Origin of the sequence: Leeuwenhoekiella parthenopeia, from assembly GCF_020782115.1 — a bacterium.
GTDB classification, from domain to species: Bacteria; Bacteroidota; Bacteroidia; order Flavobacteriales; family Flavobacteriaceae; genus Leeuwenhoekiella; species Leeuwenhoekiella parthenopeia.
The window spans coordinates 21,183-45,943 of record NZ_JAJGMW010000020.1; the positions used below are offsets into that span (position 1 = coordinate 21,183).

The following is a 24,761-nucleotide window of genomic DNA, read 5'->3' on the forward strand; positions in this document are numbered from 1 at the left end:
TAACTCAGAGTGCCAAAAAGCGGTGTAAATAGTATATTTGCCCTTTCTAAAACAAAGGCATGCAAATAAGTTACAACTGGCTAAAACAGTTTTTAAATATTGATTGGGAAGCCGAAAAAACCGGCAATCTCCTTACCGATTTAGGTCTTGAAGTTGAAGGTATTGAAGACTTTCAGAGTGTAAAAGGCGGACTTAAAGGTATCGTGGTAGGCCACGTGCTTACCTGCGTTAAGCACCCCAATGCAGACCGTTTAAAACTGACCACCGTTGATATTGGCGATGGCGAACCCGTGCAGATTGTTTGCGGCGCGCCAAACGTTGATGCAGGTCAAAAAGTACCTGTAGCTACTGTGGGCACAACCTTGTTTGATGATAAGGGCGAAGCCTGGAAAATCAAAAAAGGAAAAATACGCGGCGAAGTGAGTAACGGAATGATTTGCGCCGAAGACGAACTCGGACTTGGCGAAAGTCACGACGGTATTATGATTCTTGATGACGATCTTGCCCCGGGCACTCCCCTCTCTGATGTTTTTGAGGTTGAAGATGATTTGGTTTTTGAAATCGGGCTTACGCCTAACCGCGCCGATGCGATGAGCCATATGGGTGTTGCACGCGACCTGCGTGCCGGCCTCATTCAGCTGGGCAAACACCCGGAATTCATTACCCCATCCACGAGCTCCTTTAGAATAGATAACCGCACCCAGAAAGTAAGTGTTGAAGTACTTGATGCGCAAAAGGCTCCACGCTACTGCGGGGTTACCATGACCAGTCTTACCGTGAAAGAATCTCCGCTATGGATGCAAAACCGCCTGAAAGCAATAGGGCTTACGCCGAAAAATAATCTGGTCGACATTACCAATTACGTTTTACACGAACTGGGACAACCGCTTCATGCTTTTGATCTTTCTAAAATCGCCGGAAAACAAATCAATGTAAAGACTGTAGCTTCGGGTACTAAATTTACCACTCTTGATGGCGTAGAACGCGAATTAGATGCAGAAGATCTGATGATTTGCGATGCCGAAAAACCACTGTGTATTGCGGGTGTTTTTGGCGGAGCAAATAGTGGTGTTACCGAAAATACGACGTCCATATTTCTGGAAAGTGCGTACTTCAATCCGGTAAGCATTCGTAAAACTGCAAAAAGACACGGCCTTAATACCGATGCGTCGTTCCGATTTGAACGTGGCATTGACCCAAGCATTACCGAATATGCGCTGATGCGTGCCGTATTGCTCATTAAAGAATTAGCCGGCGGTGATGTAACCAGCGATGTTGTGGATATTTATCCCAAAAAGATTGAAGACCATCAGGTCATCTTAAACTTTGAACGGGCTCAGAAGCTTATTGGGGAAGAAATTCCGAAGGAGACCATCAAGTCTATTCTATCTTCATTAGACATTAAAATCAACAACATCACTGAGTCTGGTATCGGGATGACGATCCCCGCCTATCGTAACGATGTGACCCGGGAAGTAGACGTTATCGAAGAAATCCTTCGGGTTTACGGGTATAATAAAATCAAGTTTAAAGCAAAGTTGAATGCTTCCGTTTCTAAAACCAGCCGTTTTGCCGATCATAAAGTGCAGCAAATCACAGGAAGTTTACTGGCGTCTCTTGGATTTCACGAGATCCTGAACAACTCGCTGACCAATCCGGAATACGCTACTTTAAATGAAGCTTACAAGGAGGAACACAGCGTTAAGATGCTCAATCCGCTAAGTACCGATCTATCGGTAATGCGCCAATCGCTTTTATTTTCGGGTCTTGAAGTGGTTGCCTTTAACAGCAACCGCCGCCAGTCTGACCTCAAGTTGTTTGAGTTTGGCAAAAGCTATCATCAGTTTGGTGACAAGCGTGAAGAATACAAGCATTTAAGCTTGCTTCTGTGCGGAAAACAAAACCCGGAAAACTGGTATCAGCAACAGCAAAACACTACGTTTTTCAACCTGAAAGGAATGGTTGAAGTGGTGCTCAACAGGCTGGGCATAAAAGACTGGCAGGTTAAGCCGGTTAAAAGCAATGAATTCTCGGAAGGTCTTACTTACACCCTTGATAAAAAACCCGTGGTACATTTTGGACTGGTTGCCAAAGCCGTTCGCAATCACTTTGACATTGATCTCGAGGTGCTGTACGCAGATTTTAACTGGGACACGATTTTAGAACTTATTGAGCAAAACAAAATAAGCTACGCGCCTATTCCTAAAAACCCTGCAGTGCGTCGTGATTTTGCACTCCTGCTGGATAAGCAGATCAATTTTGAAGAAATCTATAATGAAGCGTACAAAACCGAAAACAAACTGCTCAAAAAAGTAGCCCTGTTTGACGTGTATGAAGGGAAAAACCTGCCTCAGGGCAAGAAGAGTTATGCGGTAAGTTTTACGCTTCAGGATGAGTACAAAACCTTAACCGATGCGGAAATTGACAAGATCATGAGCAAACTTCAGAAGCGTTTTGAAGATGAACTTCAGGCAGTTCTGCGTTAATACTTTAGCATTTATAAGGTTGTGATTTTGGGTGTTATTGGTTAATTTTAGCATAAAAAGAAAAAGATGCTGTTAAAGAAAACCAATATTCACGATAAACTGTATCGTGAAGAATTTAAGAATGCCGAAAAGGGCCTTATAAGCTGGGTTACCGGTTTTATAAATAAAAGCGAAAGTGAGAACGAGCGCATTTTAAACAATCTTGCATCAGAATCTTCTGAAGATGCCGTGAAGTTTAATTTTGACCTGCTGCAATCGGATCGCATTTTTCACGAAAAGAGCATAAAAAAGATTTGTGTAGACTATCGTCTGCGATTTCTGGATTCCCGATATTTTAAAGGTACATTTCCGCAGGAAGCCCTTTCAGAAATAAGCCGTCTTGAAAACGAACATGAGATAAGCCTGAAGGGTTTTAAAATCATGGCGCCTTCCAAGATGTTTGTTTTGAGTAAAACAGACGATCCCTTACTCTTTGCTCCAATGGGCAACGGCTATTATTACCTTATACACAAATGGGGAAATGATTTACATCCTTTACGCAAGTGGATGATGTGGCCTTTTAAGAACTTTGAAAACCTTATCTTCACGATACTCCTATCCAGTGTCGTGGCTACGCTTTTAGTTCCTGATGGTTTGTTTACCAGAAAACAGGATTTTAGCCAGGATGTGATGGTATTCTTTTTTATGTTTAAATCTATCGCCGCCGTGGTTCTGTTTTATGGTTTTGCTCTGGGCAAAAATTTCAATACAGCAATCTGGCGTTGTCAGTATGATAAAGCCCAGTAAATGATCACAGACTCAAATTATGAACGCGTTTACTCGGGTTCTGAAATCAATGCAAACTACCTTAAAACCTATCTGGAAGACTCGGGGATAAAGAGCATTTTGCGCAATGATAAGGAAAGCGCGTTACGCGGAGGATTTGGAAATTATGAAAGTGAAGTATTGCTTTTTGTTGAAAAAGAAAACCTGATAAAAGCAAAACATCTGGTCGAAAAGGCTTTTGCAGAAGAACAATACAGCGATAGCGAACTTGAGGCTGAAGCATCACAGAGCCGCCTGGAAGAAGAAGGAAACGTAAGCTCAGAAGGAAGACCGCTTATTCAGAAAGGAGAAAAACCACAGCGTTCTAAATGGAATTTGCTTATAAACGCAGCACTTCTTATCTATTCACTATGGAGACTTTACCCACTTACGCAGGGAGAAGAGCTGTCGACTTTCAGGATATTTTTGAGTGGTTTTATTGCTGCGATAAGTGCGTTTGCACTCATCAATCACTTTAGAAAGTAGGTCTTTAATCGTTCAGATTGAGGTACGTCCCCGAATAATTGCCGTAAATGACTTCGTCGTCATTTCGGGTAAAGCTAAAATCAAGGGAAATTTCTGATGCTGTAATACGGTTAATCACCACCTCTATTGCTACTGCCTGTTCTGCAGTTACCTGGTAATTTAAAATCGCGTCACCGCGGCTGTAGCTCCCTTCAGAAATAGTTCCTTCCACAAAGAACTCGTAATCCACCGCGTTAGTGTAGGTAACCGCTTTGATAACATCATCAGTAAGCGCAAAATATATCGCGGTAATGTCATCCAGATCTTCCCCGGAAGTCATTTGAGCCGTAGTTTTATTGAAGAAATTGAAACCTATTTTTGAAGGTTCGTCGCTTTGGGTATTTTCATCAAAAATCCATAAGGTTTGCATATCAAACAAAATCCCGTCAAACACAAATGCATTTACGGGATCTTCCAGATTTTCTTGTGTAGCGGCGTCATCGTCAGATGAACAGGCTATACCTAAAGAAACAACTAAGATTAAAATAAGTAACCTGATTTTCATAATGGCCTTCCTGATTTGGGATCGAGAAGGCCAATATACTAAAATTTAGGCCTCAACAGCATACATTTGGTTACGCTGTTCCTTGATCTTAGGATCGCTCATGTAGTCATCAAATGACATATGGCGGTCTATCACACCTTTAGGCGTAAGCTCTACGATGCGGTTACCAACGGTTTGAGCAAACTCGTGGTCACTTGTCGTAAGCAATATTGTGCCTTTAAAATTCTTGAGACTATTATTGATTGCGGTAATCGATTCCAGATCCAGGTGGTTTGTAGGTTCATCAAACATCAACACATTTGCACGCTGCATCATCATTCTGCTTAACATACAACGCACTTTTTCACCTCCTGAAAGTACATTAGATGTTTTAAGCGCTTCCTCGCCTGAGAAAATCATTTTTCCTAAAAACCCCCTCAAAAATACTTCCTCGCGTTCCTCTTCGGTCTTGGCATATTGACGTAACCAGTCTACCAAAGTCAAATCGTTTTCAAAATATTCCTGATTATCAACCGGAAGATACGATTGGTTTGTAGTTACACCCCACTCGTACTTACCTTCTAAGGCTTTTTGTTTGCCGTTTATGATTTCGTAGAAAGCCGTAGTAGCCCGGCTGTCCTTTGAATACACCACAACCTTGTCGCCTTTAGCCAGATTGAGGTTAATGTTTTTAAACAGAATCTCCCCGTCAATAGATGAAGCCAGTTTTTCAATATTTAAAATCTGATCGCCGGCCTCACGTTCACGTTCAAAAATAATTGCAGGATATCTTCGGCTTGAAGGCTTAATCTCATTTACATTGAGTTTTTCAATCATCTTTTTACGTGAAGTAGCCTGTTTACTCTTGGCCACGTTTGCGCTAAAACGACGGATAAATTCTTCAAGTTCTTTCTTCTTTTCTTCGGCTTTCTTGTTCTGCTGTGCACGCTGACGGGCGGCTAACTGAGAAGATTCATACCAGAAGGTATAGTTTCCGCTAAAATGGGAAATCTTACCAAAATCAATATCTGAAATGTGCGTACAAACCGCATCCAGGAAGTGACGGTCGTGCGATACCACAATCACACAGTTATCGTAGTTTGCCAAAAAGTTCTCAAGCCAGTTGATGGTCTCGTAATCGAGGTCGTTTGTAGGCTCATCCATAATCAATACATCAGGATTGCCAAAAAGTGCCTGAGCCAAAAGCACCCGTACTTTTTGTTTACTATCAAGATCCTTTACGAGATTATAGTGTAAATCTTCGGTAATCCCAAGACTTGAAAGCAATGCAGCGGCATCACTGTCGGCATTCCAGCCGTTCATTTCCTCAAACTCAACCTGAAGTTCTCCTATTCGGTCTGCATTTTCATCAGAATAATCGGCATAGAGCGCATCTATTTCCGTCTTGATTTTAAAAAGGGGCTTATTCCCCATAAGCACGGTCTCCAGAACCGTATGCTCATCGTAGGCGTAGTGATCCTGTTCTAAAACAGACATACGCTTCCCGGGCTCGAGATGCACATGACCACTGGTAGGGTCTTCCTTTCCTGAAATAATTTTTAAAAAGGTAGATTTTCCGGCGCCATTTGCACCTATAATACCATAACAATTACCCTGAGTAAAGGAAACATTAACCTCATCAAACAACACGCGCTTTCCAAACTGAACAGATAAATTAGATACTGATAACATAGTCAAACCTCTTTTTAATTAAGGCCGCAAAAGTACAGCTATTGCCGTAAAAGATGAAAGATTAACTTTTTAATTCTATGTTTTAACTTGTAATTAACAAGGTAAAATCTACAACACGGCTACATTTAGCCTCCAATAGCCATCAAAGTAATTTTTACTATCCCTAAACTCAAGACCTGACTTCCTATGATTGAAAAGTTACTTTTCTTCATACTTATTTTATTATTAGCCGGTTGCGGCAGTGATACTCCTAAAGCTGACACCGGTACGTATCTGGGTGGCGAGGTGGTGAACCCGGTATCGAATCATGTGATTCTATCTAAAGATGGTATTTTTCTGGACAGTATTTCTTTAGATCAAAACAATCGCTTTTTATATCAATTCAAAAACACTCCAAAAGGCATTTATACTTTTGAGCATAATGAAGAGCAGATCGTATATATTGAGCCGGGGGACAGCCTTTTGCTTCGCGTAAATACTTTTGAGTTTGACGAAACCCTGACCTACACGGGTTACGGTGCTTCTGAAAACAACCTGCTTATCGAATTTTTCCTGAAGAATGAGGAAGAAAACAACCTGATGATTCAACGGGAAATCTACCAGCAGGATCCGGCGACTTTTAGCCGAAGTATTCTGAGTTTTAAGAATGAACGTCAGGACATGCTTGATGAATTTTTAAAAAGTCACGATGTAAGCGATGATTTTGAAAGCATAGCGCAAGCCCTTGTAGATTATGATTATTATGCCAGGCTTGAAGTCTACCCGATGTCGCATTTTGGGGTAGATCGCGTTGACTTTATCAAATCCCTACCCAACTCGTTTTACGATTACCGTAAAAAAGTAAACTTCAATGAAGCCAAATTTATAGAGCTTTATCCCTACCAGCGGTTTTTATTCAATTATTTCAACCAGGCTGCCTTTAGAGAATACTTCACAGAAGAAACTTACAATCCGCTGTCGTTTACCCACAACCTGCATAAGCTGCGTCTCATTCAGTCTGAAATCAAAAACGACTCGGTAAAAAGCTTTTTACTAACCCGTACGATCAAAGACTATCTGGCGAACAGCAACGATAAAAAAGGAGGCGAAACGCTATACGAAATGTATATGAATCAAATTCCTTCGGAAGCAGATAAGAAAGAAATTCGCGATTTATACACGGCAAATAAAAAGATCGAAACCGGAAAACGCATTCCCGATGAGCAATTGCTCACGCTGCAACAGGACACGGTTACTTTTGAAACCAGCATAAAGAAACCGGCATTTATTTTCTTTTGGTCAAACAACAATAAAACCCACGCTAAACGCGCCCAGCAACTGGCAGAAAGTTACCTGGAAAAATTTCCGGAATTCACGTTTATGGCTATTAACGTAAACGATGATTACACCAGCTGGAAACGCAGTATTGAGCGCTATGACTTTAAACCTCAAAACCAGTTTCTGTTTACGGGGGATTACAATCAACTGGTAAAGGATCTGGCTTTAAGCTCTACCCTTAAAACCTTTATTGTAGATCAAAATGGTTTTATCATTAATGCGCACACGAATTTGTTCAGCACAACTTTTGAAAGCGAACTGCTTACAGCTTTGAATAAGTAATCCTGAGGTTTTTTAATCTGAATTAACCCAATAAAAAAATCGCCCGTCTTGATTTAAGACGGGCGATTTTTTATTCTGAAAGAATGGCTTTTTAGCTATTCCCTTTTTTATAGTCGGCTAAGAATTTCTCCAGACCTATATCGGTAAGAGGATGACTCAAAAGACCTTCGATTGACGAAAGCGGCCCGGTCATTACATCAGATCCTAACTTGGCGCAGTCAATAACGTGCATCGTGTGACGGATTGAAGCTGCAAGGATTTCAGTCTCAAAAGCATAGTTATCATATACCAGACGAATGTCTGCGATAAGCTGAAGACCATCTGTAGAGATATCATCAAGACGACCTAAGAACGGAGATACATAAGTAGCACCTGCTTTAGCTGCAAGCAATGCCTGCCCTACTGAGAATACAAGAGTACAGTTTGTACGTATCCCTTTATCACTAAAGTATTTTAATGCTTTAACACCATCTTTAATCATTGGTATTTTAACTACGATTTGCTCGTGTAATGCAGCAAGCTCTTCACCTTCCTTAACCATTCCGTCAAAGTCTGTAGAGATCACCTCTGCACTCACATCACCGTCAACAAGATTACAGATGTCAACATAATGCTTAAGAATATTTTCTCTTCCGGTAATGCCTTCTTTAGCCATCAATGATGGGTTCGTGGTTACACCATCAAGTACGCCCAGATCCTGAGCTTCTTTAATCTGATCAAGGTTTGCGGTATCAATAAAAAATTTCATGAGGATATTTTTGGTTTATCAATTGTTTTATGGTCAAAATTAAGCAATTAAAACTTGAATTTTCGTAAAGTTACGTTATTATACAAATTAAGTGTTAATGTTACATTTACGTATTAATTTGGAACTTTTAGAGCTTGTAATGGTTCAACAGCAGTCGCTCATAGCTTTTACCGGGCAACACACCTTTTAAAAAGGTAGAAAAGCGTTGCATAAAAGCCCCCACTTTATAGTCTACCTGTGGTTCTTTGGTATTGATAATTTCGAAAACGGCTTTAGCCATAAGCATAGGATCCTCCCCTTCATCTACGTGCTCGTCCATCAAAGCTAAAGACTTCCCGTAATTGGACGCGTAGTCTGAATCTTCACGCAAAGGAGCGTGATAACGACCGGAAGCGATATTGGTTGCAAAATCTCCCGGCGCCACGTTAGTCAGCTTAACATTAAATTCCCTGAGTTCCATACGCAAAGCTTCGGTGGTTAAACTCAAAGCCCCTTTGGTAGCTGAGTACGCACTGCGATAGGGCAAGCCCATATAACCAGCAATAGAAGTCACATTGATAATTAAGCCCCTGCGTTGTTTACGCATGGTGGGAAGAACTGCTTTCATCACCGCAATAGGACCAAAATAATTAGTCTCAAAAACCGACTTCAATTCCTCTTCCGGGATTTCCTCAAGCGGACCGGTTATACCTTTACCGGCATTGTTTATAAGTACATCAATAGTGCCTTCCTGCTCTAAAACAGTGGCAACGGCAGTTTTTATAGTTTCGGTTTTCGTAACGTCAAGTGCTACCAGATTGACCCCGTTAAGCGTTGAAGATTTTGGATTACGACTGGTACCATAAACGGTAAAACCTTTGGTAACCAAATATTCAGCGATTGATTTACCAATGCCTGAGGAGGCTCCGGTGATCAGGACAACTTTTGACATAATGTGCGTTTAATGGCGAAGAATTTACGCAAATATAAGGCATAAAAAAAGGCAAGCTACCTACATCACACCGCTACGACCATCTACCCTTGCTGCGTTCCCGCCCTGGGGGAATTCGACAGGAGCTGGTTGTGTAGGACTTGCCGGGTGCAAATATACATTACCTATCTGCTTTGCCAAAGGTTTTTTAAACTGAATTTATTGATTTAACTTCATCCCCAAATTCCAAAACACATGCGCATTTCTAATCTTCTCGTTATCTTGTCTTTAGGCATCTTCTTAGTCTCCTGCGGAAACGGAAAAGATCTCACCAAAAGTTTTTCGATCGTTGTTGACAAGCCTTTAGAGAGTTTAAAAAACGGCGAAAACATCACGATAAGCCTTAAACCAAAGGGTGATATTGTGCTTGATTCGGTAGTTTATCAGCTCGACAATACGAGAATAGGCAGCCAGCCGGGACTCGAGGCCCTTTCCTATACCCTTAATGAACAAAAGCTCGGCAAAAAGCAACTGCAGGCAACCTTATACGCAGGCGATAAAACCGCTGTTCTTAACGAAACGCTCATTTTGCTGTCTTCAGAAACTCCCGTGCTGTATACCTACGAAATAGTCAATACCTTTCCGCACGCCAAAGAATCGTATACACAGGGACTTGAATTTCACAAGGACAGCCTTTATGAAAGTATTGGGGAGTATGGTAAATCGGCCCTGCTTAAAACCGATTTGCAAAGCGGAACAATTCTAAAGCGCATTGATCTTGACAAAACGTATTTCGCCGAAGGCTTAACTATTTTAAATGAAAAATTGATACAGCTAACCTGGCGTGAGAAAATGGGTTTTATTTACGATCTCGACAGCTTTAAAAAAACCGGAAGCTTTCAATATGGTCAAAGTAAAGAAGGATGGGGCCTTTGTAATGATGGTAAAAACATCTATAAATCTGACGGTACCGAAAAAATCTGGATTTTAGATCCCGAAACCTATGCCGAGACCGGCTATTTTGAAGTGGTTGACAATAAGAAAGTACGCTCCAAGTTTAATGAACTCGAGTGGGTTGAAGGCAAAATTTATGCAAACAGTTATCAGTTTGACAGCATCACTATAATCAATCCCGAGACCGGTGCTATTGAAGGCGTTGTCGATCTCAGATCACTCAAGAAACAAATAGGCTCTATTACCGATGATGCTAATGAAGTACTCAATGGGATTGCCTATGATTCAAAAAATCAAAAGCTTTATGTAACCGGCAAACACTGGGACAAATTATTTGAAATACGCATTTTCAAAAAATAAATTGAAGCGTGAAAAGTCAATTCGCATTTCTGTATAAGACTTCGCTCTTCCTTGTAGCACTTGTGAGTTTAGCATCGTGCAGAGATGATTTTGAGCCCGAGCGCAGTACAGGAAAACTCGAATTTTCAAGAGACACCCTATATCTCGACACGGTTTTTTCAAATATTGGCAGCAGCACCTATACCCTTAAAGTTTTCAACCGCAGTGACGCGTTTATACGTATCCCGCAGGTAGGCCTGGCCAGGGGTGAAAATTCGGCATATCGCCTCAATATTGACGGCCGTGCCGGAAAAGTTTTTAATGAAGTAGAAATTTTACCCCGCGACAGTATTTTTATTTTTATAGAAACCACGCTAGATGCTCAAAATAATGATCAGCTTATCTACACAGATCAGATTGTTTTTGACGCTGAGCCTTACACCCAGAAAGTCGAACTCGTGACCCTTGTGCAAGATGCTGAATTTCTTTTTCCAGGTAGAAATGCCCAGGGTATTAAAGAGACTTTACAAATAGGGATTGATGAAGCGGGCGAACCCATCCTGATAGAAGGTTTTGTTCTTGCTGACGATCAATTGCGCTTTACCAATGAGAAGCCTTATGTTATTTACGGCTACGCCGGAATCGCTGACGGAAAAACTATGATCATCGAGGCAGGAGCACGACTGCATTTTCACGACAACAGCGGCATTATTGTGGGCAATGGCGGAAGGATTGAAGCTAACGGAAGCTTAAGCACGGACCCGGAAACCTTAGAAAATGAAATTATTTTAGAAGGAGATCGTCTCGAGCCCGAGTATGCTGCTGTGCCCGGACAATGGGGTACCGTCTGGTTTACACCGGGAAGTACCGGGCTTCTGAATTATGTAACCCTAAAAAACAGCAATCTGGGTATCCTGGCAGATGGTAATACCGGCAATGCGGAAGCCGATATCCAATTGAAAAACACGCAAATCTATAACAGCGCTCTGGTAGGTCTATATGCCGTTACCGCTTCTATTGATGCTGAAAACCTGATAGTAGGCAATTCGGGGATTTCCAATCTGTGGATCAGGATGGGCGGTAGCTACAGCTTTACGCACAGTACCTTTGCTAATTATTGGAATCAAAGTTTTCGCAACACCCCGGCCGTACAGATTGACAATTTTTTGGAGACCGAAGATGCCCTGCTTACTTCAGGCCTAACAAAGGCCGATTTTGTAAATTGCATCGTTTACGGTAACAGATCTGAAGAATTGGGATTACGGTCTATTGAAGCAATACCTTTCAATTTTTCATTCAGTAACAGTCTAATTCGGTTTGATGATCGTTTTGGTGAATTTTCGGCTTTGCCAAACTATGACTTTACAGATACAGCTAAATATCAAATGATTAAACGCAGTGAAGATCCTGATTTTGAAAACACAGCAACTAACGGGTATCGTATAGGCTTAAATTCTGCTGCCCGGGCATTGGGTAATGCTACAGGAGCTGCTCGCGTACCCCGGGACATTAGCGGTACAGAACGCAACAACAACCCGGATGCCGGGGCTTATCAGGCTACAAATCTTGACAATTAGATGCTCAAAAAACTAATTTATACCGCCATTTTTACGCTTAGTCTATTAAAAGCGCAGGCGCAGGCTCCGGAGCTTGAAGCTACCGGAGACCAAATCTACTGCCCCGGTTCTGAGATTTCAATCGTCGAAGATTTTACACTGACTAATGCTTCAGGTACGGCAATAAACGCGATTTATGTTCAAATTTCAAGTGGCTATGAGCAGGGCCGTGATTTTTTGCGTTACAATGGGAGTAATACGGCAATAACCCCCAGTTTTACAGCTTCCAGCGGTAAATTACAACTTAGTTTCCCTTCTACTTTGACTCCTGCTGAGATAGAAACAGCCATAAAAAACGTAGGTTATCGCAGTACCAACACCAACGTAAGCGGCATTAAAGAAATTTCGATCACCATTGGCGATGCCAACTATTTACCATCAACCGGACATTACTATAAATACTTTCCGGATGCCGGAATCTCCTGGGATGCAGCCCGTGCTGAGGCTGAGACCGAAGATTATTACGGCTTAACCGGTTACCTCGCTACCATAACAACTCCAGATGAAGCCCAGCTTGCAGGAAAACAATCTAGTGGAAACGGCTGGCTTGGGGGTACAGATCGGGAAACCGAAGGCGTCTGGAAATGGGTTACCGGACCTGAAGGAGCTAACGGCGGTTTGATATTCTGGAACGGAGGAGCTAATGGCTCAACTCCCAATTACGCAAATTGGAACGTCAATCAGCCTGATAATGCTCACGGCGGGGACGGTGAAGACTATTTACACGTTACAGCTCCCAGTATTGGCAACCCGGGGTCCTGGAATGATTTGCGGCTAAATGGTGATCCTTCGGGAGATTATCAGCCTCAGGGATTTGTAGTAGAATTTGGTGGCATGCCTAACGATCCGGTTCTTAAAATAGCTACCTCATCACAAATACGGGTTGCAGCTGTAGTAAGTACTACCGGCGACACCCGTTGCGGTCCGGGCGCAGTAAGCCTGAATGCTCAGGGAACCGGGGGAGAACTTCATTGGTATGACAGTGCCACCGGCGGAAATCTTCTGTTTACAGGGGCCAACTTCACAACCAACATAAACACAACAACCACTTTTTTTATCGCCGCAGAACCCGCGGGCTGCACTTCAGGCAGCAGGCGCTCGGTTCAGGCTCTTGTACTCGAGCCGGTGAATGTTGCTGCCCAAATTGATGTTTTTAATTGTGATGAAGATGGTACTCCTGACGGTTTTACAGTTTTTAACCTCAACACTATTGCCGCAGATATCTCAAATTCATCTTCTGAAACGGTAATTTTTTATACAAATCGCACAGATGCCGAGAATAATGACACTACAACCAGAATCAGTTCTTCAGACTACGACAGCAGCGCTGGCAATACACTTTATGCCCGCACCCAAAATACGAATGGTTGTTTTGGGATAACCCGGGTAAATCTGGAAGTTTCGACCACCTCCTTTCCTTCCGGTTTTGTTTATGATCTTGCTAATTGTGATACCGACGGTGCTATTGACGGCTATTTTGACTTTGATCTCAATGAGGCCACGCCGGCAATGCTGGCCCAGTTTCCGCAAGGCAGTAACCTGAGTGTTTCGTATTACCGCACCCGGGATGAAGCGCTTCTTGATCAAAATGAAATACCTCTTAACAACCCCTACCGCAACGAGACTGCAGATGAGCAGGTTGTTTACGTTCGGGTTGAAGACAATTCCGGCAACCGCTGTTATGGAGTAGGACCCCATTTAAGATTGCAGGTATTACCCGTACCTGAATTTGAAATCTTCAATGAAGGTCGTTTTTGCAGTACCGCTGCCTCATATACTCTCGAAACTATAAATGCACAGGGCTCCTACAGTTACGAATGGCGTGATGAACAGGGTATTTTATTGAGTACCGAATCTTTTGTAGTCGTCACGACTCCCGGAATTTATACCGTTAGCGCCGGCAACGGGGCGTGTGTCTCCGAAACTCAGCAAATTGAAGTCATCGCCTCTGAAGCCGCTACGCTTAGCACCGAAAATATCGAAGTAATCAGCGAGGGCGAATTTAATACCGTACGTATTATTAATAGCGCCAATCTGGGTCAGGGCGATTATGAGTTCGCTCTGGGAGATGAGCTGGGACCCTATCGTGACGAACCCCTTTTTGAACGGGTTACTCCGGGATTTAAAACCCTATTTGTTCGGGATAAAAATGGATGCGGTATCAGCAGTATTGAAATCCCCATACTGGGTTTTCCCAAATACTTTACGCCAAACAACGATGGTTATCACGATACGTGGGAGCCACTTGGGCTTAGTACACAGGACTATAGCGCAGTAAGTATCACTATTTTTGATCGTTATGGAAAACTTCTAAAAGCGCTTTATGGCTTTGGCGAAAGCTGGGATGGTACCACCCGTAATCGCGCGCTTCCTTCAGACGATTACTGGTATCGAGTAGAACTTACCGATTTAGATGGGGTGGTTACTCGTTTTAACGGCCATTTCACTTTAAAACGTTAGAATTGAAGATGGAAACCCTTCGGCTCTTTTCATACGGAACCCTTCAGCATAGCGATATACAGCAAAATTTGTTTAAGCGGAAACTGGAAGGTACGGCCGATAAAATACTGGGGTATAAGTTGGGAACCATTACCCTTCCTGAAAATCACCCGAATGCGCAAACCTATTTTATAGCTATTTATACCGGTGATGAAAAAGATATTCTCGATGGAATTTGCTATACCATAAACGCATCAGAACTAAGTCTGGTCGATGACTATGAAGGACCCGCATACGAGCGTGCAACGGTTATTTCAAATTCGGGCAAAAAGGTTTTGATTTATAGAAGACCGATACACTAGTTTTAAATCTTAGTAATTTTTCTTCGATATATATAATTTTTGCTTATATCGATCTTTTGGTGTATTTTTTTTAACAATAAAATAGACCATATTCCGCTTTTTAGGCTCAACTACACAGAATGCATTTTTTTTCAGGTTTTCAGAAAAAACACCATAGATTCGTTGTAAAATCAACCAAATATGCGTCTGTTTCTCTCTTTTTTCAGCCTGTTTTTTGTTCAATTTGTCATTGCTCAAACTAATAGCCATCTTGATGCTCAGGTTTCGATTTCCCTTTCTGAGGAAACCTTTGACGCGGTTTATGTTCTGAAAAATTTACCGGTTAATTCGCAAAAACTTTCCTTTAAGCTTAATAAACATTTTAAAGTAAAACAGGTTTATTTAAATAATGACCCGATAGCCTCAAGCAAGTATCCGCAAAATTGCAACGACTGCCTTACTCACAATATCAATATCAACAGGCCTCTGAACAACCTCGATCATTTGAAGATTGAGATATCCGGAAAAATAAAAAATCTGGAAACCGATAAGGATGTGAGACGCCATAAAGGAGAAGTTGTGCTCGTAGATGGGGTGCTTCTGGCCGGTGCTAATGATTACTGGTACCCACAGGTGGTGCGCACCAGCGGTTCCCTTTCTGAATATATTAATCCGTTTAATATGACCTATTCGATCACGGCAACCTGTGCAGACTGTGATCAAATTTACCTGGGTAAGGGAACGCCAAAAAACAGTGGAGCAACTTTCAGCAATGACCGCGCCGAAGGAGATATTACATTGATTGCAGGAACTTTTGATTTTAAGGAAGGTACCTATGCCAATTACATCAATGTTTCCGATACTGATATTCAAAAAATACAAACACGCTTTTCAAAAAGTCAGCAATTTCTGGAAGAATTCACACAGTTTACCGGAAAACAAAGCAAAACAGTCTATGCCCAACTGGAATCGCCCATCTATGGCAATGAAGCCAATTACAATACCATCGTAAATACCTCAGCCAAAGTAGACCTTAATAAAGTGGATGAAAACCTCACCGAGGATACGGCGTATTATTACTTCGCCAGCAACTTTGAGCCTAAAACTAAACTTGACCGGCTGTTTTTACAGGCTTTGGCTAAATATGCGCGCATTAAATATCTCGAGACCAATAATCGCGTTCAGTATGATCGCCTAACCGGAATTGTACAGACTGGTAGTAGGGCTGAAAAACCGGTGGAATCTCAATCACAGCTTCAGGCATTACTCATTACACCGGGTCAATTTTTAGAATTGGAACAACGCATTGGTGCCGAAGAAATGCAAAGCTTCCTTAAGAACACCTTTCAGAATTTAGCATACGGGAAATCGAGCTATGAGGCCTTCACCGAAAGTATCGCCAGTGTTAATACGCCCAACACCAATCTGGAAGTCCTGATAACACGGGTTCAGGATCAGTTTAAACTACGAGCTGCCGAACGCAATACCGATGTGCTGGTAGGTTTTTAAACCCTTCTGGACGGCTCTATTTAAAACGCAATAACGATTCTTTCACCTTAAGCAGACTGCTCGCTTTTTCTTTTGGTATTACCGACTCGTGACTGAGCAGAAAGTCGAGCTGCGCAAGTTCTATGCGTATTTGACGCGAACTGTGTAAAATCTGGAATGCTTCAGCAAAGCGCTTATTTAATTCGTCTAAAATAACCTGATCTCCCCCCTTTTCACTATTAACCAGGAGCATACCGAAGCTCACTTCGGTCATTCCCAAAAGCACCGAAATATCGAGGTCTGCGGGATCTACATCATCCAGGTGTTTTAAAAAGTCAGACAGATAGGCAAAAACCGGTTTTTTGGTGTACTTATTCAATTGATTTTTTAGATTACCCTTGCCGTAAGCTTCGAGCAGATAGCTTAAAAACACAATGTTTGAGAACGCGTCAAGCGTTTTACCGTCGTATGGGTTTGTGCTGTTATCGTAAGCTTCGGTATAGTAATCAAGTGCTGTTTGCAGGTATTGCAATTGCTTTTCCCCTTTTTCGTGCATCGACGCAAATTTGTAACAGTTGCCCACAATGCCCAGCCTTAAAGTGGTCTTGCCAATAAGGGCCAGCTTGGTTACCAGATCGAGCTCTTCCTTCCGCTCTGCGGCATCTTTAGAGAAATTCAAAGAGCGTAACAGACAAAAATGCTCTAAAACCTTCATCGAAAAATTAGCATCTTCGAGAGTCAAAACCGCCCTGAACGTATCTAAAGCCTCAGCGGGCATATCGAGCTCATCGTAAATTAAAGCCTCTTTCTCTCTGATCACACCGTCGATCAGGTCATTTCGACTGGCATTTTCAAGAATTTCATCAAGCTTGCGCTTTACTGTTTTAGGATTAAAACTGCTGTGACGTATAGACGCATAAAGGTTTTCAAGATCTGTATACACCTGCGAACTCAGGACATAATCAAAGACTTCTTCTTTTTGCCTTACGTGCTCAAAAAACTTGTAATGTTGATTCCCGTAGCATTGGTAAGCACCCCAGGTATTGGTATGCCGATGGTTTTGATAGCATTTTTTACGCGCCATTTGTACAGCTTCGCCAAATTCATAACCGGAAAGCATACGACTGTAAAATTCTTCTGAGAAAGTTTCTGCGGCGGCGTCATCAACAGCCCAACCGGTCACAATGATGGCCTTAACCCCCATGGCGATAAGTTGGGTTCCTATATTGGCCGCCAGTTTGTAACGCGAGCGCATGAAGGCATCATCGGTAGCATTTAAGGTTCCCGAAAAGCAGCAATTGATAAAAACAAATTCGGGCACATAGCTCAATTGCTTGATCATGGCAGGGTCTATACAGATGCCGTTACCAATGGCTATGCCCACCCGGTTATTTGCAGGATCGTAAAGCCCATGACCTGCAAAATGCAACAGTTTATATTCATTGGTATACAATTGCAACATAATATCTGTAGCATTGCTATTAAGCAACGGAAAGGTCTCAAATCCCGCATTTTTAAGCTTATCATTTACCATTTGTGCCTCTGCTTTTGCAGCAGCCAACTGGGGCAGTGATGCCTCATTATAAATAGGATCGCCTATGATAAGCGTCTTGTTGCTCACGCTGCGCAACTGGTTACTCTCATAATCTGAAGTCAGCAACTGGCGTATGAGTCCGCTGTTTACGGCTGCCGGGGTTTCATCAGACTCAAAATCATGAAACAGCTCCCAGGGGAACTGAGCCGCTTTGAGATCGAGTTTAAACAAAATATTGTTTTGATTGCGGATGATGGCTTTAAACTGATTAGGAATGAGTAATTCAAACAGGGTTTTAGAAAGCCGCTTATCCCACGCCGAACTGCGCGACATCTGCTCCAGCAGAATACCTACCTGTTCCAGACCGTTGTGCACTTCCTCTTCTTCTACCCGCGCCAAACCGCTTGACGAATTGTAAGCAAAACCGGTAATGCGATCGCCATCACAAATGCTTTTTACATTAAAATGATGCCACCAGTCTTCAGACTCATCTACAAATGCACGCCTTTTTTTGGCTCCCTCCTTACGCTCTATACCTTTTATGAGCTCAAAATTAAAGCGGTTATCAGAATTTTTGAGCCTGCTCAACGCCCAGTAGGCCTGGCTCGCCAGCGACTCGTAATGGTTTACAAATTCTATCTGAGTTAGTTCCTGTAAACCTTCCCCGTGTTCTTTTATAAACCGGTTGGCGCTGCTTACACCCAGTAAAATTCCCTTGATAGAATCTTCGATTTGTAATCTTCCGTAACCGGTACCCATCAGGATAAAGGAGATTCCCTCGGCATAGGATTTGGCTTTTGCCAGGGTATAATTATCGCGCATAAACATAGCGTATTTAAGTGCCGCCATCTCTACCGTTTTGGCCAGCAGATAATGGGTAAGTTCCTGCGAATTGCCCAGACCGCACACAATCGCTCCCCGCGGATTGGTATTCAGGTTAAAAAACACCTCACTCTCCCCTATCTTGCCGGGATAATATCCCATATCGTAGCGCTGCATCAGACGGCCATTGAGGTAGTTATCGAGCGCTTTTTCGGCACTGTGCACACCGTCGTTATTAAAATGCCCCAGCATTACGGGGTATCGGGAAACTTTAAGGTCAGCATTAATAACGGCAACATTAAGCATGGTGCGCTCAGGCTGGGTAGATTTTCGAGCCGGTTCTATACCAAACAATACATCGCCTACCAGATTGAGGTTATTGCCCGGTGCAGGTACTGCGTGTACTTCACTGATGACTTCACCGGCGCGGGAGATGGGTTTGGTTTTGAGTAACCTATTGGTTTTACCTTCAAGCAGAATATCAACAATACCGTCGTAAATCCTGGGATCATTGGCGAGTTCGCCGTGTGAGGTATGCGTATAATACACGTTGTCTTTTGGAATGCGCGACGGGATGCCCGTTACCCAGGTTACGCTACTGTCGCCCGCTGTGGTTGCGAGGTAAACCAGTTTTTTCTTATTTGAAAGAAAACGCGATTCGGTCTTATAATCATAAACCGTTTGCTCCGCGTGACCGGCCACATAATACACCTCTTTGAGGTCATCTTCGGTTAGATGTGTAACAAAATCCAGGACAGAATCGCGGTATTTTTTAAACTGATCCAGATCTTTTTTAAGCGGAATAACCATAGGCTCGGTACTTTCCGCTTTGCGGTCTTTCCAGAACTGCGAGTCCCAGAAGGGGCGTTTGCTATTGTTTTCAATAGGAAGTAATTCAAATATTCCCGGAAATTCCCTAAATACCTGAAGCAACTCTTCCTTAGAATTTTTAAAATCGATCATCGCCAGCTGCTTCACCCGGCTGCTGTGACCGGTGAGCACTTCCATAATCAAATACGAACCCAGCCAGGGCGTGCCCAGCATCACAAATTTATTGGCGGGTTTTTCGATAAAGCGTTTCCAGACGGGCGCAGCGTCCATCATAAACTGGCGTACTACCAGACCACCCATAGAATGGGCGATGATGTGAATGGGCTGGTTGTAAGTGTCCAGTAAATGCTCCACCTTTTTAGCTAGTTGGGCTGCAGAACCTTTCACGCTTTTACGCCAGTCAAACGGAAAGGTGATCACATCGTGCGTTTTAAGCAGGTGCTTTACAAAGTCATCGTAGTATTTTTTAATCACGCCCGAAGCTTCCACCCCGCTGGTATTGATTTCGAGATCGTCTTTAATTGCTCCTCTGTTTAATTCCCTAAAATCAATCCACTGCGGATTGCCGTTGTGATCGAGACTCGAACCCATAATCCCGGGAAGCAAAATGGCTATGCGCTTATTGCCGCTCACGTGCTCGTAATGCACACCTTCCATAGAAAACATGCTGAGCAATACCCCACGGTTACCGGCTCCCGAAAACTTCTGGGAATAAAAGCCCGCCTGACCACCCGGCGCCGTAACAGCAGCCTGCAGAATGGCGTCGCAGGTATTTTGATTGCGGAAGTAGTTGAAATGATTGGTGCTTCCGTCTTTCGACAGAAAGTATTGAATACCGCCCAGACGAGGTGCCCCCTGCTCCATACGGTCTGAATCGACCACCAGATCGTTTGCCTTCCAATAAAACAAATTGGCCAAAATTACCTTAAGCGAATCGCCCAAGTGCCCTCCCACTTCGGCATCGCCGGCAATCACATACAAATCATTGGCGACCGCGCTTCCTGAAAAGTTCAGCATTTTTTGAAAGCTGCTGTCGGGCACCATACTATACAAACCGGGCATTGCCTCGTGATTGGCTTTCTGTTTTACCACTTCGAGTAAAAACAGTTTTACGGTATTGTAAACCACGTTGACCTGTGCCCCCACAACCAAGCCCAAAGCATTGAGCAGTACATTGAGAAAATGATCTGTTCTGCGCGAAAGCAGGGTGGTGCCGCTGGCCGGGGCTGCTACCCGTATGACCTTGCGCACTTCAATTTTCTTTTTCCGGGCAATGGTGTTGATCTTTTTCATCAACTCAAAAGCTTCGGGATCTTCTTTTGTCATCATCCCCAGTTCGAGATCACTAAAGCCAACCACTTCATTACGGTGATCGCATTTGGCCAAAACATCAGCGACAAGTCCGCCGCGGGAATGGCTCAAAATTTCAACACTAACAGACTGGTCTACGTGTTCTAAAAAGTCGAGCGCATTTTGCAGCGGACTCACAGAAAGCGTACGATGATCAAGCGCAAGGATTCCTGCATTGTACTGGCGCATCAACTGGTCCCAAATAGGACTCTGCCCGAGGCGCAATTCAGCGAAAGCGGCAAAGGTATTAGACAAGGTGTCGTGTATAAGCAGCAGGTAGGCTGTGCTGGCAGGAGCAATTTTGGCCACCGGCATATATTGAAAGCCTGCATCAAGCTTGTAAAGTCCGGGCTGTGGCATCGCCCGCTTGTCGTAGGCAATCGCCAGATTTTTTGCAGAAGTCTCGGCAGCAGTGCCCAGTGTTTTAGCACGAATAAGTTTTAAGGTTTTAATCACCACGCTACCAATAGCTCCCCTGGAGGCCTGCTTTCCGGTAACCTGAGGCTCAAAAACAAAAACTTCTCCCGAGCGCTTACCCGAAGCAGGTGCATTGTAAATTTCTTCAATATCCAGAGCATTGCCTATCCATTGAGTTTGATCAGAAAAGGTGAGTTCAATAATATCATCATCCTTCAGTTCGAGCTCAATACGCCGGTTTTCGGCGCGGCTTTTTTCGAGCTGTACCGCGGTGACCACTTCAAATTCTGAAAACTGGGCGGTTTGTAGATTTAATTCTTCGGCGATTAGGGTTCCGTAAACGAGTGCTTTGGTCATGATTTGCTGAAATTCTGATAGTTGTGAACTAAATGTACCTAAAAGACCCATTGCGAAGCACTTACCGTCCTGAATAAGGGGTAAAATCCCCGCCCACGTGCGGGAAAAAGGCGTAGTCTTTCCGGCGGGACTACGCGATTTCCTTACATGTTGATTTGAATAATGGTATTTTTGAATTTGAACACGTGAATTTTTCCGCAAAGCGGAAGCATTCCACGCTTATAAAAAGGATAACTGTGCAAAAAGATAAGCTTACAAATAGCATCCGTACACGTGCCCTCATTTTTGATATGGACGGCACGATGTTTAACAATATGATGATTCACCATCGCGCCTGGCAAAAAAAACTCAGCGAACTGGGGCTTGAGATGACGCTGGAAGAAGTAAAGCGAGACATTCATGGCGTTAATGAAGAAATCATCAAACGTTTGTTTGGCGATCGCTTTAATGAAGCAGAGCGCAGGCAAATCGCCTGGGATAAAGAAGCTGCCTATCGCGAAATTTATGCCGATAAAATCAAGCTGCTTCCGGGATTACAGGCTTTTTTAGACAAGGCCAAAGAACTAAAAATCCCTATGGGCATAGGTACTGCAGCTCCCGGGGAAAATGCTGAGTTTGCCATTGAAGCGCTTCAGCTTGAGATCTATTTTAAAACCGTTGTGCACAGCGATATGGTACAACGAGGCAAGCCCGATCCGCAGGTTTTTGAGATGGTAAGCGCAGAGCTGGATATTCCGCTTGTGGAAAGCCTGATTTTTGAAGACAGTCCTACCGGTGCTAAGGCTGCTGCAAACGGTGGTTCCAAATCGGTCATTCTTACCACCACACACACGCCTGAAGAATTTGAAAGTATTGACCGTATCCAACATTTTATGCAGGATTATGAGCAGGTCGAGCTGGCGGATGCAGGAGCAGGCTGGTTTGAATTGCGCTTTTAAATCTTCCATTCGCTAAAAAAATGCTAAGCCTCTCAAAATTGTTGGCTAAAAACGTATTTTTAACGCTTTAAATTGAAAAAAACTTATGAAAAAAGTACTCTTGCTGGGCGTTGTACTCAGCTGTATGATGTTTGTAAAATGTGGACCAAAAGTATCCAACACGACTTCTGAGACGTCTGAAAAATCTACACCGCTGGCTGATGTGGACCCTATGCCTTTTGCTGAAAGTATTACGGCAGACGAACTGAAAGAAATGCTGTATGTATATGCTTCAGACGAGTTTGAAGGTCGAAATACCGGCGAACCCGGACAGAAAAAAGCTGCAGAATGGCTTAAGAATTTTTATGTAGAGCATGGCATTCCGTCTGCTCAGGAAGACAGCTATTTTCAGATTGTACCGGAGAGTTTCTTTCGCGCCGGAAGCGGGATTAAAGCTTCTGAAAACGTAGTTGCCTTTATTGAGGGCAGCACCAAACCGGAAGAATACATCGTAATCTCTGCCCACCTGGATCACGTGGGTGTTCGTGAGGATGGCGAAGTTTTCAACGGGGCTGATGATGACGGTTCTGGTACCGTAGGCGTTTTAGAAATAGCCGAAGCTTTTAAACAAGCCGTTGAAAAAGGATACAGACCACAGCGCTCTATCGTGTTTTTACACGTAACCGGTGAAGAAAAAGGATTATACGGTTCGCGTTATTACGCCGAAAACCCCATTTTCCCTATCGCAAATACCGTTGCCGACCTTAACATTGATATGATAGGCCGCGTTGATGAGGCGCATAAAGACAATGAAAATTACATTTACCTGATTGGTTCAGATAAATTGAGTACCGAACTCGATAGCATTTCGACTGCGGTAAACAACAAGTATATGAACATTAATCTGGATTATACCTATAACGACGAAAATGACCCAAACCGTTTTTACTACCGTTCTGACCATTACAATTTTGCCAAGCAGGGTGTACCCATTATCTTTTACTTTAACGGAGTACACGAAGATTACCACCAGGTTACCGATACCCCTGATAAAATCAATTACCCGATGCTCGCCAAGCGTGCGCAACTGGTATTTTTAACCGCCTGGGAACTTGCAAATCGTGCAGAGCGCATAGTTGTTGACAAAGAAGTTAAATAACTAGCTTAATTTTTAAGAATTGAAGCCCTTAAGCAATTTGTTTAAGGGCTTTTTTTATGAAAATCTGTACATTTAGAATTCAAGACGAAAACCGTGAAACACTGGATTGACCCTCAATTAGAACTGGTAAACGAAATAGTAAAACTGGTTCCCCTGAGCCCGGAACATCGGGACGACCTGGTAGAAGCCGCGACAGACGGAAAACTGTGGGAGTTGTGGTATACTTCAGTACCTGATGCGTCGAAGATTGACGACTACATCAATCTGGCGCTTGATGAACAGTCTAAGGGTTTGGCTAAGCCTTTTACGGTAGTCGACGCCAAAACCGGAAAGATCATTGGTTCTACCCGATTTTGTAAACTCCAACCTCAACACCGCAGGCTCGAGATTGGCTATACCTGGTATGCAAAGCGCTATCAGCGCACCAGCGTAAATACACACTGTAAATTATTGCTTTTACAATATGCTTTTGAAAATTTGGACTGCATCGCCGTCCAATTTATGACCGACTGGTTTAATCTAAAATCCCGTGAAGCCATCGCACGCCTGGGTGCAAGGCAAGATGGTATTCTGAGGCATCACCGGCTTAATAAAGACGGAAGCTACCGCGATAGCGTAGTATTTTCAATCACCAATACCGAATGGAGCGGCGTTCAAAAAAATTTGCTGCTAAAACTTCACAGCTATAACCCATAATTCATGTATCAAAGAATAGCCCTGCTTCGCGGAATCAATGTAGGCGGTCATCGCCTTGGTAATTCAGAATGCTGAGTTCAGAGTGATGAGTTATTCGTATTTCTAATTTTGTATTTATCAGGACCGGGAGTGATGCGACCTAAGGAGCATCGTATCGAAGGGTCAACTTACAAGCTCTGGCTTAGATACAAATTTCACTGTGCTACGCTACGCAAAATTCACTCAGCCAGCGCTTTTGTAATCCTGAATGCAG

17 protein-coding genes and 1 other RNA gene are annotated in these 24,761 nt (G+C 43.1%); 12 read left to right on the forward strand and 6 right to left on the reverse strand.

Features of this window, described 5'->3' with window-relative positions:
• Positions 1-59: 59 nt before the first annotated feature.
• The 3 genes from pheT to LLW17_RS14055 all read left to right on the forward strand — a co-directional run bounded on the left by pheT (position 60) and on the right by LLW17_RS14055 (position 3,776).
• Positions 60-2,486 carry a phenylalanine--tRNA ligase subunit beta gene (gene pheT / locus LLW17_RS14045; RefSeq protein WP_228230924.1) on the forward strand — a complete coding sequence of 809 codons (2,427 nt, stop codon included), beginning with the start codon at positions 60-62 and terminating at the stop codon, positions 2,484-2,486.
• A 66-nt stretch (positions 2,487-2,552) separates the two neighbouring features.
• Positions 2,553-3,272: a hypothetical protein gene (locus LLW17_RS14050; protein WP_228230925.1), complete on the forward strand. Its 720-nt coding sequence runs from the start codon at positions 2,553-2,555 to the stop codon at positions 3,270-3,272.
• Complete coding sequence (locus tag LLW17_RS14055) at positions 3,273-3,776, forward strand: putative signal transducing protein (RefSeq protein ID WP_228230926.1); 504 nt, start codon at positions 3,273-3,275, stop codon at positions 3,774-3,776.
• A 4-nt stretch (positions 3,777-3,780) separates the two neighbouring features.
• Here the strand turns inward: LLW17_RS14055 and LLW17_RS14060 are convergent, their stop codons facing one another.
• Together LLW17_RS14060 and LLW17_RS14065 are read right to left on the reverse strand one after the other, a co-directional pair.
• Positions 3,781-4,320, reverse strand: a complete 540-nt coding sequence (locus LLW17_RS14060) for a hypothetical protein (protein WP_228230927.1) — start codon at positions 4,318-4,320, stop codon at positions 3,781-3,783.
• Positions 4,321-4,365: 45 nt separating this feature from the next.
• Positions 4,366-5,991 (reverse strand): ABC-F family ATP-binding cassette domain-containing protein, encoded by a 1,626-nt coding sequence (locus LLW17_RS14065; protein ID WP_228230928.1) that lies wholly within the window; start codon positions 5,989-5,991, stop codon positions 4,366-4,368.
• 186 nt (positions 5,992-6,177) lie between these two features.
• Between LLW17_RS14065 and LLW17_RS14070 the strand changes: the two genes are divergently transcribed.
• Positions 6,178-7,590 carry a peroxiredoxin family protein gene (locus LLW17_RS14070; protein WP_228230929.1) on the forward strand — a complete coding sequence of 471 codons (1,413 nt, stop codon included), beginning with the start codon at positions 6,178-6,180 and terminating at the stop codon, positions 7,588-7,590.
• A gap of 91 nt (positions 7,591-7,681) precedes the next feature.
• Here the strand turns inward: LLW17_RS14070 and fsa are convergent, their stop codons facing one another.
• The 3 genes from fsa to ffs form a co-directional block, all read right to left on the reverse strand.
• Complete coding sequence (fsa, locus tag LLW17_RS14075) at positions 7,682-8,338, reverse strand: fructose-6-phosphate aldolase (RefSeq protein WP_228230930.1); 657 nt, start codon at positions 8,336-8,338, stop codon at positions 7,682-7,684.
• A 127-nt stretch (positions 8,339-8,465) separates the two neighbouring features.
• Positions 8,466-9,269, reverse strand: coding sequence for an SDR family oxidoreductase (locus LLW17_RS14080; RefSeq protein WP_228230931.1), 804 nt, complete (start codon positions 9,267-9,269; stop codon positions 8,466-8,468).
• A 46-nt stretch (positions 9,270-9,315) separates the two neighbouring features.
• An RNA gene (gene ffs, locus LLW17_RS14085) (signal recognition particle sRNA small type) lies at positions 9,316-9,415 on the reverse strand.
• An 88-nt stretch (positions 9,416-9,503) separates the two neighbouring features.
• Here ffs and LLW17_RS14090 point away from each other — a divergent pair.
• From LLW17_RS14090 to LLW17_RS14110, 5 genes are all read left to right on the forward strand, one after another.
• Positions 9,504-10,562, forward strand: coding sequence for a glutaminyl-peptide cyclotransferase (locus LLW17_RS14090; protein ID WP_228230932.1), 1,059 nt, complete (start codon positions 9,504-9,506; stop codon positions 10,560-10,562).
• Between the two features lie 8 nt (positions 10,563-10,570).
• On the forward strand, positions 10,571-12,118 hold the full coding sequence (locus tag LLW17_RS14095) for a hypothetical protein (protein WP_228230933.1): 1,548 nt from the start codon (positions 10,571-10,573) through the stop codon (positions 12,116-12,118).
• Positions 12,119-14,617: an FIDD domain-containing protein gene (locus tag LLW17_RS14100; RefSeq protein WP_228230934.1), complete on the forward strand. Its 2,499-nt coding sequence runs from the start codon at positions 12,119-12,121 to the stop codon at positions 14,615-14,617.
• A gap of 8 nt (positions 14,618-14,625) precedes the next feature.
• Positions 14,626-14,958 (forward strand): gamma-glutamylcyclotransferase family protein, encoded by a 333-nt coding sequence (locus LLW17_RS14105; protein ID WP_228230935.1) that lies wholly within the window; start codon positions 14,626-14,628, stop codon positions 14,956-14,958.
• Between the two features lie 180 nt (positions 14,959-15,138).
• Positions 15,139-16,446: a hypothetical protein gene (locus LLW17_RS14110; RefSeq protein ID WP_228230936.1), complete on the forward strand. Its 1,308-nt coding sequence runs from the start codon at positions 15,139-15,141 to the stop codon at positions 16,444-16,446.
• 16 nt (positions 16,447-16,462) lie between these two features.
• On the opposite strand, the gene LLW17_RS14115 is transcribed toward LLW17_RS14110, so the two are convergent.
• Entirely contained in the window at positions 16,463-21,736 is a 5,274-nt protein-coding gene (locus tag LLW17_RS14115; RefSeq protein WP_228230937.1) for a DUF7379 domain-containing protein, read from the reverse strand.
• A gap of 236 nt (positions 21,737-21,972) precedes the next feature.
• On the opposite strand from LLW17_RS14115, the gene LLW17_RS14120 reads away from it, so the two are divergent.
• The 3 genes from LLW17_RS14120 to LLW17_RS14130 all read left to right on the forward strand — a co-directional run bounded on the left by LLW17_RS14120 (position 21,973) and on the right by LLW17_RS14130 (position 24,508).
• Complete coding sequence (locus tag LLW17_RS14120) at positions 21,973-22,674, forward strand: HAD family hydrolase (protein ID WP_228230938.1); 702 nt, start codon at positions 21,973-21,975, stop codon at positions 22,672-22,674.
• A gap of 85 nt (positions 22,675-22,759) precedes the next feature.
• Positions 22,760-23,812, forward strand: coding sequence for a M28 family metallopeptidase (locus LLW17_RS14125; RefSeq protein ID WP_434084786.1), 1,053 nt, complete (start codon positions 22,760-22,762; stop codon positions 23,810-23,812).
• Between the two features lie 93 nt (positions 23,813-23,905).
• Positions 23,906-24,508: a GNAT family N-acetyltransferase gene (locus LLW17_RS14130; RefSeq protein WP_228230939.1), complete on the forward strand. Its 603-nt coding sequence runs from the start codon at positions 23,906-23,908 to the stop codon at positions 24,506-24,508.
• Positions 24,509-24,761: the final 253 nt, after the last annotated feature.